The following is a 17,930-nucleotide window of genomic DNA, read 5'->3' on the forward strand; positions in this document are numbered from 1 at the left end:
AACTGAATCTTTCAGTATCTTACCCCCAACATCAACAAAACCACTATATGAATGATCTATTTATTCAGATTATTTTTATTATTTTGGCTGTTCTGGCCACTCAACATCAGGGGCCAATGAAATATCAACTTTGCTCAACATTACCCTATATTTCTTCCATTCCAGTAAAACTGCTTTTTCTGCTTCGGTGGCAATGCCTAAATCAATAGAGTCTTGTAATGGAGCAACAAGATTATTAACTTTAGTCAATAACTGGGACTTCTCATATTCTGCTTGCTGTATTAATTTATCTTTAGTAGCAACATAAATCTTATCAGATTCTACTTCCGGATTATCCCCAGCCGCCTTGTCAGAAGGTTTATTCAACGAATTATATTCTTGCGCCCAAGGTGTCCACGGACTATCGTGGAATTGGCTACGCGTATATACCCGACTGCTGTTATAAACAAAATAACGTTGAATAACCCCGGCCGCTTTCAACACAATAAGCGAACCAGCGAATGGCTCAGGGTAATTCGCGCCATTTTTGGCATGAGCATTATATTCTTGATAATAAATCCCCGGTGTTTTATAACTATTTAAATCTGCGTTATCACCTAAATTAATCGACTGCCCGGCGAAGATATCCTGAGAAGTAATATTGATATCCGCAGCTAAAGCTTTTCCATTAATTTTGCGGAGCCCTGTGATAAATCGAGAATCAGACTCTGATTTTGCATATGCACCAACTTCTCCGGCAGTAGGTCTATTCAATGTATTATATTCTCTCGTCCAAGGCGTCCACGGGCTTTCATGAAACTGACTACGTGTATATACCCGACTGCTGTTATAGACAAAATAACGTTGAATAACCCCAGCCGCTTTCAGCACAACAAGAGAACCAGCGAACTGTTCAGGGTAATTATTACCATTTTTGGCATGAGCATTATACTCTTGATGATAAATCCCCGGTGTTTTGTAATTATCTAAATTCGCATTGTCGCCTAAACTATGTGCCTGCCCAGCAAGGATATCCTGAGAAGTAATATTAATATCCTCAGTTAATACTTTCCCATTAATTTTTCGGGTATTTGGTATCCTGGCATTAATACTTTCACGCAATGAATTTATTATTTCCTGAACCAACTTTTGCGTAACCGCTAATGTATCACTATTACCCACTACATCGGTAAGCTGAACAATACCTTTTCGTGTTAATGAAGCATTTGGAACTTCTGTTGCAATTTTTTGCTCTAAAGCCCTATTTAGTTGATCGGTAAGTTTAGCTATATTACCATCATCCAAAATATCATTGCCGGATTGTGTTGCGATAAAATTAGCCACCACAGATGATATGGTTGACGATTGACGCAATACCTTATTTAACAGATTAACAGGAATATTATCTGATGAAAATCCAGTCTGTAAGCTCTGGTTTTCTTCATACTTTACTTGACTCACTACATTAGCATTATCACTAACAGAAAAAGCCTTAAAATCATTTTTAGTACTCATATATAATCCTCAAGCTGAATAATATTATTTACAAAAAACACAGTTAATTATTGCAAAATAAACCTATCGCAATGCATACCGAAAATAATCTAGTTCATAAAAATAGCAAAAAATTATTATCAATCAGAATATTGACTATTTTCGTATAAATTAAAAAACAAAATCAAAAAGCCTGACCTTCGTTAAATACAAAACTCAGACTTTAATAGCCACTCAGTTTAAACTGTTCAAGTTTTGAGAAGCAATGCAAAAATAAAAAACACTTATTTTTACATTATAAATTACATATTAATATCCTACTGCAAACCAAAATGCAGAGTTTTCAGTCTCATATGCCCAGTAACTAAATCCTGTTACAGACAATTGTCTTGCTACAACGTTATATGATGATTTCAGATCAGATTTATCACCCAATGTCAACGAAACATTTACACAAGCATTAGGGAACTGAATAGGAAAATTAACTGGTGTATCATATGCTGCCCAATTCACGATCCCCCACTGATAAATCACCCCGGTTTCCCCACATTTCCACCAACCATTCACTGATTTCAAAGCGGTATTTTTATTTCCTTTAGCATTAACCAAGTTATCTACTTCCGCTTTTGTATATCCGCTAATAACCCTGTCAGCCGGTTTATTCAATGTGTTATATTCTTGGGCCCAAGGTGTCCACGGATTATCATGGAATTGGCTACGTGTATATACCCTGCTGCTGTTATAAACAAAATAACGTTGAATGACTCCAGCGGCTTTCAACACAATCAGCGAACCAGAAAGCGGTTCAGGGTAATTGACGCCATTTTTAGCATGAGCATTATAATCCTGATAATAAATTCCCGGTGTTTTACAGTAATCCAAATTTACATTATCACCTAAACTAATCGCCTGCCCACTCAAAATATCCTGAGAAGTGATAGTGACATCCGTAGCTAAAGATTTTCCATTCACTTTACGGATTCCTGCAATATATCGAGAATCAGATTCTATTTTTGTATATGCGCCAATATCCTCAGCATTAGGTTTATTCAACGTATTATATTCTCTAGTCCAAGGTGTCCACGGATTATCATGAAACTGACTACGTGTATATACTCGACTACTGTTATAGACAAAATAACGTTGAACGGTCCCAGCCGATTTTAATACAATAAGAGCACCGGCGAGAAATTCAGGATAATTAAGGCCATTTTTAGCATGAGCATCATACTCTTGATGATAAATTCCCGGTGTTTTATAGCTATTCAAATCTGCCTTATCACCTAAACTAATCGCCTGCCCGCCCAAAATATCCTGAGAAGTAATGGTGATATCTTCAGACAATGCTTTTCCGTTAATTTTTCGAGTGTTGGGTACCTTAGCATTAATACTCTCACGCAATGAATTTACTATTTCCTGAGCAAGCTTTTGTGTAACAGCTAATATGTCACTATCGCCTAATACATTAGTAAGCTGAACAACACCCTTTTGTGTTAATGAAGCATTGGGAACTTCTGTTGTGATTTTTTGTTTTAATGCCTTATTTAATTGTTCAGCAAGTTTAGCTACATCGCCATCATCCAGAATATCACTGCCAGATTGTGTCGCAATAAAATTAGCCACGACAGATGCTATTGTTGACGATTGACGTAATACTTTGTTTAGCAGATTACTAGTAATATTATCTGGCGGAAACCCAACCTGCAAACCCTGATCTTTCTCATATTTATCTTGACTCACTACATTAGCATCATTACTAATAGAAAAAGCCTTAAAATCATTCTTAGCACTCATATATACCCCTTAGATTAAATATTGTTATCTATATATTTAATTATTATTAAAGCAATCCATCATAATTTACGGCAACCATAGTTTAATTCATAAAAATAATAATAAAATGTTCTTCTAACTTAGAAGAATAATTATTTTTATATCATTAGAGGAAAGAAAAAAACCAACAAATTTCAATCAGAAATATATTCTGGTCACTCATATTCAACATCTAAAATATTTCACTTCGTCATTACTTATTTTTATATCTCATATCCCAGATTGAATTTTTCAATATTCTAAAAGCGCTGACTATTTAGACAGCGCTTTGTCAATAATATGTCAAGACCATATGACTTTGTTTTTACTTTGGTTGTTTCAGCTAATTAACATCAGAAATGAGGGAAATACCTTTGTTTCATTAAATAAATAGCCAGCATTTTGCTGGCAATTAAATATCTACTCATTCTGAAAAGCCAATTAAATCGTCATTTTTGTCATTAGTTGATATAATAAATATATCTAATTTCATCCCTATATTTACCATATCAAATTACGTCTAAAGTAAATTAGCTCTCTAGTGTAGATTGGAATTTCCCATTAATATCTGAAATCCTACTCATATAATAGGCGTCAGCATATCGGCCATGACGAAAAGCATAACGTTTAGCCGTTCCTTCAATCTCAAATCCAAATTTTTTATATAATGCGATAGCAGCATCATTATCTGTATATACTTCCAACTCTATGCGTTCAATGTTCAACCAATTATCACACATATTGAGCATAGCCTCCATTAATTCACTACCAATACCCTGTCCCTGATAATCAGCATGTACTCCCATGCCAAAAGTAGCAACATGGCGACGCCGCAAGTTTTGGCATATTTCAATACCAACCTGACCCACAATTTCCCCATCAATACAAGCAACTAAAGAGAAACATCCTGCCGAAAGATTTGTAATACGCTTTATCCATGTCTCCAGAGAAGGATAAGGTAATTGTAAAGTACCACAGTAAACTTGTGGGTTAGCGTATAACTGACGAATTTGTTCACAATCGCCTTCTTCAACATGGCGAATCACTATATTCTTCACTTAAGAACTCCTAACTTTTAGCTTGAATATTGAGATTAACATAGATGTTTTGCTTAAAGCATGGGGAAAATATTGATATTTAGTTTGAGGTTAATCTTTGGAGGAAATCCAAGATTGTTTATAGCGCACAACATAGGTGAATGAGAATAAATGGAAAACCAATAAACCCTTTCAGTACAGTTTTTCCTCGTTAGATTTGTGTCAAACCGATAACGACTGTTCAGACATCATGTCCCATTGTTTTCTCATGTAACGACTGACGGGTTATGCCAACTAATATGCAATCTTACGCTCAGTATCTTCCTCTGCAAGATTTGCTCACTTTATCATCTAAAATACCGATGCAAAATTATTTTAATCTTTAAAATAATTTTTAAAACTGCTTGACTCTGAAGTTTTTCTGATTAAAATCACAGCCACAATTTAGATTTTCGTGAAACAAATCACATTTTACCAATAAAGAGAGTTCATCATGAAATCTGTTACATCTTTCATCTCAAGTGTTCATAGCGTTGTTGTCTACCTGTCAACACCTCGCTTTCTTTAGTCCACTTTTTAATCGATGCGTGAACAGCCAGTTTCCGAGCTGGCTTTTATGTTCAGGGCTTAACCCCTGTTAAATTAACCGGCTAATCCGTTTTTCTATTTCCTAGGTTATTTTTGTTGCTTACTTAATAAGATGTTAGCAAGAAAACATCTTAAGATGAGTCTGTTTTCGGGAAATATTCTTTTATTTTCTGATTTCGTTTCAACTTTCTGCTAATGATTGATGGACTTCAGTGCATTTTCCTTTGGAAAAGGAAAGATGCTAAGGTTAAGGGAATAGCAACTAACTTCCCCTCCTGAAAATGCACTTATTTAGTTTAGTCGAATCCATTTGTTATTAATAATCCAATGTGTTAAGAATTCATTTCTTCAACAAAGCAACTTCATCTGAATTTTTCTGGCACAGCAGAGTAAGATCAGTAATAGAACGGGTAAGCTTATTTATAGTACTCTCCAGCTTTTTAATATTCATTTCCAGTTGCTTGTTTTTCATATCCAATGCATTCATTTTTGTCAATTCAGTATATAACTGCTGACCATTCACCGCCTCCGTACTGTTTTTGGAAATATCCCCAGCAGCAACATTCACAATCTTGCGTTGATTACCCGGTCTTCCTACAGAAACAACATTCGATTTGCTGGCAACAGAATTTGCGCCTAATGCAATACCCCCACTTGCTGTTACAGAAGCATTTTGCCCAATCGCAATTCCCTGAGACGCACTAATATTAACCTTTTGTCCCACGGCAATAGAAGACGAAGAGCTGGATTTAGTGTCTGATCCTAATATAATGCTCTTGCTTCCTGTTACAGAGGAGTTTTGACCAATCACAATTGCCTGAGACCCACTGGCAGAAACCTTTTGCCCCAGAGCAATAGAAGACGAACCGCTGGATGCAGAGCCTTCTCCTAATGCAACGCTTGAACTTCCTGTTGCAGAGGAATTTTGACTAATTGCTACTGCCTGATTCCCCCTGGCAATAGCTTTTTTCCCCAGAGCAATAGCAGCCGAACCGCTGGATTGAGAGTCTGCTCCCACTGCAACACTCGAACTTCCTGTTGAAGCGGAGTTTTGACTAATAGCTACTGCCTGAATCCCACTAGCAACAACCTTTTGCCCCAGAGCAATAGAAGCTGAACCACTGGATACAGAATCAGCGCCAATCGCAATTGGCCATATGATTTTATCATTCTTATTCTCTTTCTCTTCTCTACCCGCCAGTTGATTTTGCCCAATAGCAATAGCGCCCTCACTAATTGATTTAGAAATGAGTGGTGAAGCGCCAATTGCTATAGCATATATTGCTGGTGCTTCTGCATTCCCAACAACAACGGAATCTTTACCAATTTTTTGAGCAGTTATATTCATATCCTCTGTAGACATATATATCCCCTAATTCAGAAATTAAATTATTATAATTCATTATTGAATTAATAAACCCAATGATATAACTTAGTATTTTTCATCAAAAACAACTAAATAACACATAATAATTCCTTTTCAAATTTGTCACTATGAAATATTAAACAAACTTAACGTGATTTTAAAAGATCATTATACCTCCCATTTATTACGTGAGCCTAAATTAACACCACTATCGTTAAAATAGAATATTATACAGAAAATTAAATTTGTAAATAAATTAAAACCATTTAGTTATGAAATATATTTCATGGGTTTATTTAATGTATCACATGGCTTTATAAATATAATGACTTATAGACCTATCAAATGCAAACCGACACTATGTTATTTGTATATATTTTCATTACCCTCAAAACAACCATTTATATAATTTACCCGAGTAAATACAGTTAGTGTTTGAAACCGAGCAAAACAATTATTCTGTTATTCACTGAGATATACTCTACAAATCATTATCAAATAATAATCCTGCCACTAAGTCATTTATCATATATTCTCAGCCCAATAGCCAAGAATATATGAAATAACAATCAACGGATATTAATAATTCAATGCATCGAGAAGTCGTTTCTTCAATGATGCAACATCATCCACACTATTTTGAAGTAGCAAAGTAAGATTAGCTATATCACTTTCCAGAGATTGAAGCTTCTCTTCCAATTCCTTATTCTTTGCATCCAATAATATATCAATCCTTGCCGATTCAGCATATAACTGCTGACCATTAACCGCCTCAGTACTATGATTTGAAATCTCCCCAGCCGCAACATGTATAATCTTACGTTCATGGCCGGTTTTTCCTACAGAAACAACATTCGGTTTATTAGCAATAGAATCTGCACCTAACGCAATGCTCCCTTTTTCTGTTGCAGAGGAGTGTTGACCAATCGCCACGGCCTGAACCGCACTAGCCGTCACCTTTTGCCCTAAAGCGATAGAAGCCAAACCGTTGGATACAGAATCAGCACCAATCGCAATGGGCCAAACTACCTTCGTATCACCTTGTTTACCCGCAATTTGATTTTGCCCAATGGCAATAGCCGCTTCACTGATCGTTTTAGAACTTCGGGGGGAAGCACCAATCGCGATAGAATGCACTGCCGGCGCTTCTGCACGTCCAAGTACAACTGCATCCTTACCAGTTGTGTGTTCAGATGCGTTGGTATTTTCAATAGACATATTAAACCTCTTAATTTATAAATTAAATAACCATGCGTTGTTTGAAACTTAATAAAATACTCAACAGAATATGATATGGATTACGTGAACTCGCTCCACATATCAAAACTTAAATTAACGTTATATTTATTCCGCCGACAATATTAGATATAAATACCAGTTTGTAAACAAATTAAAATTATTAGATGGTGAGATACATTGCATGGAATTTATTTAATGTATTATCAAGCTTTATGAAATATCTATTCGATAAAGTTCATCACAACCAGTCAATTAATCACCTCAATATTAATTTACTTTTATATACTTAATCTAAGTAAACATAAGGGGAAATTTCATTATTAATCTTAAATTATTTAAAAAATAATTATCCGGTATATTTTTAATACTACAAGAATATAATCACATTTGACTAATTATAATTTTAATAATAAATACTCTTAATGAAAATTTTTACCACCGATGATTTAGCAGCTTTCATAGACGACAACTCACTAACTAAAGAAATTACCAATAAGCTGTTGAAAGTTTATAGTCTATTAGCCAAAAACTTTCTTAATATCAATGAGAAGAATCTTGAAGGCAACTTATTCATCTGGTCTACTAATCGAGGTAACATGTAATGAATAATAATCGACTCATCAAAATGCAGAAAATGGCTGAGCGTTTTCATAAATCTGGCACAGTATCAAATATCACCATGAGAAAAATTAATGCACTGGTTAAACAAGATAAAAATGTGAATCACTCTTTATCTGATGTGATGACTGGAAAACGCATAATTAAGTGAAAACATATTTTACAAGACGCATTTCAGTGACCGTATCTGCCAGTTCAATTAATTCAGCAGGGTAATCTTGTCCGGTAATTATCACCGTCTGATTAATTGGCCGTCCGTTTAATGCCTCGATAATTTCATCGAGTAATAGATAACTGTTGTTTATCACGCAAGCCAATTCGTTAAGCACTACCAATGATAATTCAGGATCACGCAACATGCGCAACGCATGCTGCCAAATCTCGGTACAAGCGGCAATATTCTTAATACGATTGTGCATTTTTCCGGTCAAGTTCATTGATATTAATTGAAATTCTACTCCATGACGCTGCAACAAAACACGTTCACCGACTGACCATTCATCCCTAATAAATTGGATAACGCCGGCCTTTAATCCATGACCCAACGCTCGTGTAACCGTTCCCATTGCTGCGGTGGTTCTCCCTCTGCCGTTACCGGTATAGATAATGACAATCCCTCGGCTTTCCTGAGCGGCTGCAACTTGTGCCATAAATCTCTCTTTTTGCCGCTGTTTTCTCTGTTTATATCGCTCTTCACTCATTTGTCTGGCTCCAATATCTTAATCAGTTCGTTTTGTCTGTATTTACTTGAGTTGACTCAGAGAATAATGTTTCTACTACCCGATCGACTTGTTGACGATCTCGACTCACCAACGATTGCATTAATCGTTCATTAGTGAAAAACCGTTCCCAAAAGCGACGACGTGCCGCCAAATGATGAAAGTGTCGTTTTACCCGCTGACGAAGTGTTCCACCGTAAGCGGCCAGACGACCAAGATGCATCGGTAATAATCGTTCGAGTTTTTCACGCCATAACCTGACCAATACCGGCGCATTGCCACCGGAGGAGATAGCAATCACCAGTGGTGAACGATCAATCACTGACGGTGTGATAAAACTGGCTTGCTGTGGCTCATCCACCACATTGCAAAAAATGCGGCGCACCGTCGCACAATCACTCACATAGCCATTCACCACTGCATCATTAGTAGCGGCAATAACCAGCCAACAATGCTCAAGCCAGTAAGGCTCAAACTCTCCATGAATAAGTGTCACTTGGTCAGTCTCCCCCCATAGCTTAAATTGAGAGGTGAATTCCCGTGCGTTAACTAATAGATGCGCACCGGCATCTAATAACAGACGTGCTTTACGCTCCGCTACCCGACCTCCCCCAACTAACAGACAGGTTTTATCCCGGATCTGACAAAACATCGGTAAATAATCCAACATAAGTCCCCTCCTACAGTTAACGCACACCACCCGGTATCATGGTCAGTAAGTGCTGACGAGGATAAAAACGCGTTATGCCTCGGTGTTTCAGCCACCAGCATAGATACTCAACATCATGATGGCGGCGATCGCACAATAACCCGACAATACTGCCACTATGAGCAACGTTCAGCCCATAGATCCCACTCCGTTCTACTAGTTCCAACAAACTGTCAAACGCCGGTTTTACCAACAACTTTTGACTGGCCTGAGCACTGAGTGTTGTGGCTTCTCCCAATCGCCAGCAATTCTGGGTAGTCACAGCCTGACAAAATAGTCTCCAGGCATGCTCTAGCACTGCGGCATTCTCCAGTAATACCGGATGGCGATCTAAACGGTGATAATCAGCCGTGATCAAAGTTTCCGGGCTTTCCAATAACAAAATATCGATAGATGGCTGCCAGTCACAAGCAATCCGAGTAGCAGCCGTTTGATGATCAAACAAGGTAAGTTGGCTGAATAACGTGCTATCAGTAGGCTCAAGCTGTACGCAAAAGCCAGCCAGGGTCGTTTCATCAAGTGTTTCCCCAAAATAACGCGCCGTCGCCAGCGCCGTGGCGGCAATATCAGCGGTACTACTTGCCAGCCCTTTTGCCACCGGAATCGTAGAGGTAAAGGAGATCCGTAAACCTCGCGCTATTTCCACCGACAAACCAAAATACGCCAGTACAGTTTTCATCATTTGACGCATGCGAGGACGTTCATCTTTTCCCGGCACGCCATCTGTAACAGACACCTCGCTAAACCAATTCACCGGACAAGAGATCAATTTCTCACCACCCAGTATCCATCCTTGGATAAGTTCACCACACGATGCGGGACAACGTGCCTCAGCCATAATTGAATACCTGATGTAACGCCGATACCAGACGACGATTATCATGCTCACCCTTGATGGCGACCCGATAATAAGCCGCGTCCAAGCCGGGATAGTTAGCACAATGGCGAATCAGTATTCTCTGTTTCAACAATGCTTGTTGGAGATTGATTTCCGGGCGCAGACAACGCAGGAAGATATAATTTGCCGCGGGAGGCCAAACACGCAATTCCGGTAATGCGGCCAATGCCTGATAAAGCCAACATTGTTGTTCAGCTAACCAACGGTGGGTTGCTTGAATGTAAGCGTTATCATTAAGAACAATTTCACCAGCCAATGCTGCGAAAGCATTAATCGTCCACGGCTCCCGCCAGCGCTTCATTGCCCGAATCCCCGTTGCATCACTACTGACCAGATAACCAAGGCGCAGCCCCGGAATAGCAAAAAATTTCGTGAGTGAACGCAGAATATAAAGACGAGGAAAATGCGCTATCTGAGGAATAAATCCGGTAGTATCCGGGAGAAAATCGATAAACGCTTCATCGACAATCAGTGCAATATTATGCTGACGGCAACGTTCAAATACCGCCTGCAATAACGCAGCATCTGGCATTAAACCGGTTGGATTATTGGGTGTAGCAAGAAACAGGCAATCAGGGCGACATCGATCCAATGCCGCCAATAAACGTTGATCAGGCTGATAATCATCAGCTTCACGCATCACATACTCATCAATCTGGCAATCAACCCGTTGTAAGGCTTTCCGATATTCAGCAAATCCCGGTATCAAGAGCATGGCACGACGCGGTTTAAGATAATTCACCACAGCATAAATCAATTCGGTAGCACCATTACCCGCCATCAGGTTTTCCGCAGTACAATGATGAATCTGCGCTAACGCTGCATGCAATCGACGATATTCTGTATCAGGGTAATACTCTGCGCACTGCAATTGGTTGATAATGGCCGCTTTCAAGGATTCCGGCATCCCTAATGGGTTAATATTCGCGCTGAAATCAATTATCTCTTCGACTGTAACACCCATTTTCAGCGCCATTTCCAGCACATTCCCGCCATGTTCGCTCATTAAATTGATCCCGAATGTTAAACAAAAAATCAGAGTGCCATCAATGATGGAACGGAAGAGAGCAACAAACGATCCCGACTAAAAGCTAATGTTTCCCGCAGACGCACCACATCACCAATCACAATCAATGCTGGCGCAGTCAATCCCTGAGCCGCCACCCGTTGAGCCAGAGTTAACAAGGTTGCACTAGCGACTTGTTGCTGCTGATGGCTGGCATACATCACAACCGCCGCCGGCGTTGTCGGCGCTTTACCGCCAGCGATCAATTGCTCACAGATACTCGCCAGTTGGGTCATGCCCATTAAGATCACCAGCGTGCCTTCCAGTTTTGCTAGCGTCGCCCAATCCTGTGATTCATTTCCCTGACGCAGATGGCCGGTAATAACATGAAAACCTGATGCATAATCACGATGAGTGACCGGTATCCCGGCACAAGCCAGACCACCAATTGATGAGCTGATGCCCGGTACCACTTCAAAAGGGATTTTCGCCAGCGCCAAAGCTTCCGCTTCTTCACCACCACGGCCAAACACATAGGGATCTCCCCCTTTCAGCCGGACGACATTTAACCCTTGTTGCGCACACTCTACCAAGATCTGATTAATTTGCCGTTGCGGCACGGGGTGATAGTTCGGCGTTTTGCCGACATTAATCATTTTGCAGTTATCAGGCGCTTCGGATAACAGGTCCGGACTGACTAATCGATCATACACCAGCGCCTCAGCCTGACGGATACAATGTAATCCTCTGACAGTAATCAGCGCCGCATCGCCTGGACCGGCGCCTACCAACCAAACTTTTCCGCTATTCATCATTTTTCTCACCCTTAACGAAAGTCTGTTTGAAGATATATAACCGATAGGCAGCAACACGATCTGGTGTAAGATCAATAATTCTTCATTTTTATTAATGTATTGATGATAACTATATGTCCTGACACATTGCAGCTTTATCTGCTTGTTTCCCTTAGCAACTTCGCCCTGCATCTTGTATCTATACCCTATGGATTTCAAGATGGATCGCGGCGGCAAGGGAGCGAATCCCCGGGAGCATAGATAACTATGTGACCGGGGTGAGTGAGTGCAGCCAACAAAGAGGCAACTTGAAAGATGACGGGTATACGCCATTTTTATTATAACCCCCAATGTTTTTGTGACTACAGTTAACTTTCCAACCAAATTGACGATATTTAATACTGATTGATAAAAAAAAATGCCAACATACGCCTCATTACAGACAAGAGGCGTAGCGATGGAAGCCAAGGAATTATTCAGTGTCGGTATTGACATCGGCACTACCACTACACAAGTGATCTTTTCGCGTCTGTCACTGGTGAACCGTGCAGCGGTATCACAAGTGCCACGCTACGAGTTTGTTAGCCGCGAGATTATCTGGCAAAGCCCGGTGTTATTTACCCCCGTAGACTTCGCCGGACACTTGCGTGAAGACGAACTGTTCAACTTGATCCAAGCACAATATCAGGCAGCAAACATCGATCCAGAAAGTATCGATTCCGGCGCGGTCATCATTACGGGTGAAACAGCGAAAACATGCAATGCACGCCCGGCGATTATGACACTGGCGCAAAAATTAGGGGATTTTGTTGTCGCAACCGCGGGGCCACATCTGGAATCCATGATTGCCGGTTTGGGTTCCGGCGCTCAAGCACTTTCACAACAGAAAATGGCCAGAGTGCTCAATATTGACATCGGCGGCGGCACAGCCAACTATGCGCTATTCGATGCCGGGCGACTTATTGCCTCTGCTTGCTTAAATGTCGGCGGTCGCTTATTGGAAACCGACTCTCAAGGGAAAGTTTTACGGGCGCATCCGCCAGGAGCACTCATCGTTGACTCACTATTTGGTGAAAACACAGATATTCAACATTTGACAATCACGCAAATACAGCAAATTGCTACGCGGATGTCGCAATTGCTGTGGGAAGTCGTCACCGGCCCACTCACACCACTGGCGCAACAATTACTGATGACCGAACCGCTGCCAAACTGTGATGAACTCTACGCGGTCACCCTCTCCGGCGGGGTAGGAGAATGTTATCGTCAAGCATCGGATTATGATCTATTCCGTTTTCACGATTTAGGACCACTGCTGGCACAAGCTATTCATCGTGATAATGATTTCGTCAAACTGCCGCTGCAAGTGCCGAAACAAACCGTGCGCGCTACCGTCATTGGCGCCGGCGCTCATACATTATCATTATCCGGTAGCACCATTTGGCTCGATACACTATCACTACCACTACGCAATATTCCCGTCGTCCACCCTGACACAGAAGCCGCTGAATCGCTGGCAGAAGCCTGGCAACATGCACTCACACAAATGGATCTGAATGCCGAACAGGATCTATATGCATTGGCCCTACCCGACGCCCTGCCGGTGAATTATGCCGCCGTACAGACATGCATTACCGCTTTACAGAATTTCGCCGCCCGCTATCCCTCTTCTCACCCGCTGCTCATCGTCGCCGGTCAAGATTTTGGTAAGGCATTGGGCATGCTGTTGCATCCTCTGATGGGAGAACGGCCGCTGGCGGTTATCGATGAAGTGATCACCCGCACCGGGGATTATATCGACATTGGCACGCCACTATTTAATGGCACTGTGGTTCCCGTCACTATCAAATCACTGGCTTTTCCTTCCTGAGAGAGCGTTAACATGAAATTGAAAACTCAGCTTTTTGGTAAGACCTATCAGTTTAAAGATGTCAAACAGGTGCTGGCAATGGCTAACGAATTGCGTTCCGGGGATATGCTAGCCGGGGTGTCTGCCGAAAGTTCTCAGCAACGCGTAGCGGCTAAACATGTCCTCTCGGAAATGACGATTGCGGATATTCGCATGAATCCGATCATTCCTTATGAAGAGGATTGCGTGACTCGCATTATTCAGGATGACATTAATGAAATTGCCTACACCCGCATAAAAAACTGGAGTATCGGCGAACTGCGTGAATACATACTAAGCGATGATACCAGCGTGGATGATATCGCCTTTCTGCGTAAAGGGATCAGTTCCGAAGTCGTTGCCGCCGTGGCAAAAATCAGTTCCAATGCGGACCTGATCTATGGCGCGAAAAAAATGCCGGTGGTCAAAAAAGCCAATACCACCATCGGGACACCGGGAACGTTCAGCGCCCGGCTGCAACCTAACGATACCCGCGATGATGTACAAAGCATTCTGGCTCAGATTTACGAAGGACTATCGTTTGGCGTTGGCGATGCAGTCATCGGCGTTAATCCGGTAACTGACGATGTGGAAAACCTGACTCGCGTGCTGGATACCATCTATGAGGTGATCGACAAATTCGCTATCCCAACCCAAGGCTGCGTTTTAGCCCACGTCACAACCCAGATAGAAGCTATTAAGCGTGGTGCGCCGGGTGGTTTAATTTTCCAAAGTATCTGCGGCAGTGAAAAAGGGCTAAAAGAGTTTGGCGTAGAATTGTCTATGTTAGATGAAGCGCGTGCCGTTGGCGCGGAATACTGCCGTCTTGCCGGTGATAACTGCCTCTATCTTGAAACCGGACAAGGCTCCGCTCTCTCCGCCGGCGCTCACTTTGGCGCTGATCAAGTGACAATGGAAGCACGAAACTACGGTTTGGCACGCCACTATGACCCATTTCTGGTGAATACCGTTGTCGGCTTCATCGGGCCGGAATACCTCTACAATGATCGCCAGATTATCCGCGCCGGATTAGAAGACCACTTTATGGGAAAACTCAGTGGAGTCTCAATGGGATGTGACTGCTGCTACACCAACCACGCAGATTCCGATCAAAACCAAAATGAAAACCTGATGATCTTGCTGGCAACCGCAGGGTGTAATTTCATCATGGGAATGCCGCTTGGTGATGATATTATGCTCAATTACCAGACTTCCGCTTTCCACGATACCGCTACTATCCGCCATCTGCTCAATCTGCGCCCATCACCAGAGTTTGAACATTGGCTGGAACAGATGGGGATCATGGCAAACGGGCGTTTAACATCACGCGCAGGCGATGCATCGTTCTTTTTCTGATTCTTTGCTGAGATAAATCACCATGAACCAAAAACCAATTAAAGCATGTGCAGATAATGCGGTCTTTAGCCAAGAACCACAAACATTATCCCGTCCTACAGCGGGAATCATCGACGAAACTGAAAGCTGTACGCCGGATTTAGGCTCCTTAGAAGCCAAACAGTGGATCGGCGTCCAAAACCCGAACCGCATGGAAGTCTTACAGGAATTACGCCGCAGCACTGTGGCGAGAGTCGGTACCGGCCGCAGCGGTCCACGCCCCCGCACTCAGGCATTACTACGTTTTCAGGCTGATCACTCCCGTTCTAAAGATACAGTGTTAAAAGAAGTCCCGGTTGAATGGATAGAAAAACAAGGATTGCTGGAAGTGCAATCTCAAGTTAGCGATAAAAATCTCTATTTAACTCGGCCGGACCTGGGAAGAAAACTCAGTGCGAATGCGGTAGAAACCTTGCTGACACAGTGCAAAACCGGCCCCGATGTACAGGTTGTGATTTCTGATGGCCTTTCTACTGATGCCATTACCACCAACTACGAAGATCTTGTGCCACCACTGTTAAAAGGGTTGGAACAAGCAGGAATGTGCATCGGCACACCATTTTTTGTGCGCTATGGCCGTGTCAAAATCGAAGATCAAATTGGCGAGTTACTGAAAGCTAAAGTGGTTATCTTACTTATTGGAGAACGCCCCGGATTGGGGCAATCGGAAAGTCTCTCCTGCTATGCCGTTTACCAACCAACTGTAGAAAAAACGGTTGAAGCCGACCGCACTTGTATCTCGAATATTCATCGTGGCGGCACACCACCCATCGAAGCCGCAGCAATTATTGTCGATTTAGCTAAAAATATGCTGGAACAACAAGCTTCCGGCATTGCTCTTAGTCGTTGATAGCATGGTGGCTATACTCTATGGATTTCAAGATGCTTCGCGACGGCAAGGGAGCAAATCCCCAGAAGCATAGATAACTATATGACCGGGGTGAGCGAGTGCAACCAATAAAGAGGTAACTTGAAAGATGACAGGTATAAACAATAATCTTTCATTTAAGTGGAAACTCCCTTTTACCTCATTAAGAAAATCATCAATATAAAAATAGGATGGCAGGCCAAAACCTGCCTCTTGCTTTATTGATTGCCTAACCATAAATGCGATATAACTTCCAGTTCTGCATTTAGAATACTGCTAATGTTGTAGAATTCAATTTTATAGTAATTAACAACATTAGGAGGTGATGCAAGTATTTCCGTCTTACCGGAGTAAATATCAATATAGCTATACTGATTATAATGTCCAAACGGACCAGCCCAATAATTTACAGCCCTAATATTTGCCATGCTATTGTTTTTTATAATTGCGTCACTGAAATCAGTGGGTAATACTGCATTACCAGAATTATAAATTACATATGCATCGTTAGAATTCATATGTACCATTCTTGATGGAATTCCAGCTTTTTTCCACGCAGGGTCCATTACAAATTCAATTTCTGCAATTTCAGTATTGCTAAGATTGGTGACTACAATTTTATAGCGGTAAATAAGGTCACCAGGTCCGCCGAATATTTTAACTTCGCTAGGATAAACATCAACATGACTATATTGATGATAATCTCCAATCAGACGAGCCCAGTAATTTATAGCCCTAATTGGTGCCATACTCTTGTTTTTTATAATTGCCGCTGGGACTGTATTGGGCACTGCAATATTTTTATTACTATAAATCTCAACGGTTTGAAGAGGACCTATAGATACAGTTTTTTTCAATGACATTATTCTTCTCCTCATTGTTTCTGTTATTTAGTAACATATATGACAGGTAGTTTTATCTGTAAAATTTAACTTAACACTTTCCCAAAACAGTTAAATATTGAAATTTGTCAGCACAGTGAAAAAATCAGATACTGTTTTTTCGCGTTATCTATTCTAATAACACTTTTTTCTCTCATTTCTATTACGGCAGCAGCACCATACTACTAAATACAGCAAACTCTAGAAAAACAGATCTAAATAATGCATTTATTAGGTATAATAAAACCGTAATTATGTTATGATAAGTCATTAGATCAACAAAATATTATGAGATTGAATAGATGGATTTGGAAAAATTAAGGAAATTAACCCTCAGTAGTGGATTCACATTTAAAGAGCTTCTCGAAATGCAAAGAACCTTTAAAAATCTTGACGATGATGAAAGAAAGTACCTTATAGAAATTTATACAAAAAACGATAATATTTACAATGTTATAATATTATTTTCTGAAGAAGTAGGTTTTCCTGTGTTATACATAACTGCCTGGTATGTAGTATTCATATTAATAGAACTGTACGATAATGTGTGGTTTATGATTCCATTTACATCACTTACTTATGTCATTGTGACAATGATATGTTTATGTTACAAACATTTTTGTCAAAATTATACTTTCC

14 protein-coding genes and 1 pseudogene are annotated in these 17,930 nt (G+C 40.8%); 4 read left to right on the forward strand and 11 right to left on the reverse strand.

Going from position 1 to position 17,930, the window contains the following annotated elements:
• Positions 1-78: 78 nt before the first annotated feature.
• The 5 genes from BA1DRAFT_RS06745 to BA1DRAFT_RS06770 all read right to left on the reverse strand — a co-directional run bounded on the left by BA1DRAFT_RS06745 (position 79) and on the right by BA1DRAFT_RS06770 (position 7,494).
• On the reverse strand, positions 79-1,494 hold the full coding sequence (locus BA1DRAFT_RS06745; protein WP_036777336.1) for a tail fiber assembly protein: 1,416 nt from the start codon (positions 1,492-1,494) through the stop codon (positions 79-81).
• Positions 1,495-1,782: 288 nt separating this feature from the next.
• Positions 1,783-3,267 (reverse strand): pyocin knob domain-containing protein, encoded by a 1,485-nt coding sequence (locus BA1DRAFT_RS06750; protein WP_036777338.1) that lies wholly within the window; start codon positions 3,265-3,267, stop codon positions 1,783-1,785.
• A 548-nt stretch (positions 3,268-3,815) separates the two neighbouring features.
• Entirely contained in the window at positions 3,816-4,343 is a 528-nt protein-coding gene (locus tag BA1DRAFT_RS06755) for a GNAT family N-acetyltransferase (RefSeq protein WP_036777341.1), read from the reverse strand.
• Between the two features lie 907 nt (positions 4,344-5,250).
• The gene (locus BA1DRAFT_RS23950; RefSeq protein WP_235200985.1) at positions 5,251-6,273 is read right to left on the reverse strand and encodes a hypothetical protein; all 1,023 of its coding nucleotides are present in this window, start codon (positions 6,271-6,273) and stop codon (positions 5,251-5,253) included.
• 582 nt (positions 6,274-6,855) lie between these two features.
• Positions 6,856-7,494, reverse strand: a complete 639-nt coding sequence (locus BA1DRAFT_RS06770; RefSeq protein ID WP_036777344.1) for a hypothetical protein — start codon at positions 7,492-7,494, stop codon at positions 6,856-6,858.
• Positions 7,495-8,116: 622 nt separating this feature from the next.
• On the opposite strand from BA1DRAFT_RS06770, the gene BA1DRAFT_RS06780 reads away from it, so the two are divergent.
• A complete protein-coding gene (locus BA1DRAFT_RS06780) occupies positions 8,117-8,284 on the forward strand; it encodes a hypothetical protein (protein ID WP_036777413.1) in 168 nt (55 codons plus the stop codon).
• Here BA1DRAFT_RS06780 and cobO read toward each other — a convergent pair.
• The 5 genes and pseudogenes from cobO to cobA form a co-directional block, all read right to left on the reverse strand.
• On the reverse strand, positions 8,277-8,834 hold the full coding sequence (gene cobO, locus BA1DRAFT_RS06785) for a cob(I)yrinic acid a,c-diamide adenosyltransferase (protein WP_036777347.1): 558 nt from the start codon (positions 8,832-8,834) through the stop codon (positions 8,277-8,279). The genes BA1DRAFT_RS06780 and cobO overlap by 8 nt on opposite strands.
• A 55-nt stretch (positions 8,835-8,889) precedes the next feature.
• Positions 8,890-9,519: pseudogene (locus tag BA1DRAFT_RS06790) on the reverse strand (NAD(P)-dependent oxidoreductase); the annotation flags it as partial.
• Between the two features lie 19 nt (positions 9,520-9,538).
• Positions 9,539-10,399: a GHMP family kinase ATP-binding protein gene (locus BA1DRAFT_RS06795; RefSeq protein ID WP_036777349.1), complete on the reverse strand. Its 861-nt coding sequence runs from the start codon at positions 10,397-10,399 to the stop codon at positions 9,539-9,541.
• The gene (cobD, locus tag BA1DRAFT_RS06800) at positions 10,392-11,465 is read right to left on the reverse strand and encodes a threonine-phosphate decarboxylase CobD (protein ID WP_036777350.1); all 1,074 of its coding nucleotides are present in this window, start codon (positions 11,463-11,465) and stop codon (positions 10,392-10,394) included. Before cobD ends, BA1DRAFT_RS06795 begins: the two co-directional genes overlap by 8 nt.
• A 29-nt stretch (positions 11,466-11,494) precedes the next feature.
• The gene (gene cobA / locus BA1DRAFT_RS06805) at positions 11,495-12,277 is read right to left on the reverse strand and encodes a uroporphyrinogen-III C-methyltransferase (protein WP_036777417.1); all 783 of its coding nucleotides are present in this window, start codon (positions 12,275-12,277) and stop codon (positions 11,495-11,497) included.
• Between the two features lie 439 nt (positions 12,278-12,716).
• On the opposite strand from cobA, the gene eutA reads away from it, so the two are divergent.
• Genes eutA through eutC form a run of 3 tightly spaced genes read left to right on the forward strand, consistent with a single transcriptional unit; the run spans position 12,717 to position 16,392 of the window.
• Positions 12,717-14,129, forward strand: a complete 1,413-nt coding sequence (gene eutA / locus BA1DRAFT_RS06810) for an ethanolamine ammonia-lyase reactivating factor EutA (protein WP_036777352.1) — start codon at positions 12,717-12,719, stop codon at positions 14,127-14,129.
• Positions 14,130-14,141: 12 nt separating this feature from the next.
• On the forward strand, positions 14,142-15,503 hold the full coding sequence (locus BA1DRAFT_RS06815) for an ethanolamine ammonia-lyase subunit EutB (RefSeq protein ID WP_036777354.1): 1,362 nt from the start codon (positions 14,142-14,144) through the stop codon (positions 15,501-15,503).
• 22 nt (positions 15,504-15,525) lie between these two features.
• Positions 15,526-16,392, forward strand: coding sequence for an ethanolamine ammonia-lyase subunit EutC (gene eutC, locus BA1DRAFT_RS06820; RefSeq protein ID WP_036777357.1), 867 nt, complete (start codon positions 15,526-15,528; stop codon positions 16,390-16,392).
• Between the two features lie 236 nt (positions 16,393-16,628).
• On the opposite strand, the gene BA1DRAFT_RS06830 is transcribed toward eutC, so the two are convergent.
• Entirely contained in the window at positions 16,629-17,273 is a 645-nt protein-coding gene (locus BA1DRAFT_RS06830; protein ID WP_036777360.1) for a hypothetical protein, read from the reverse strand.
• Between the last annotated feature and the right edge of the window lie 657 nt (positions 17,274-17,930).

It is taken from the genome of Photorhabdus aegyptia (assembly GCF_000612035.1).
Taxonomy (GTDB): Bacteria; Pseudomonadota; Gammaproteobacteria; order Enterobacterales; family Enterobacteriaceae; genus Photorhabdus; species Photorhabdus akhurstii.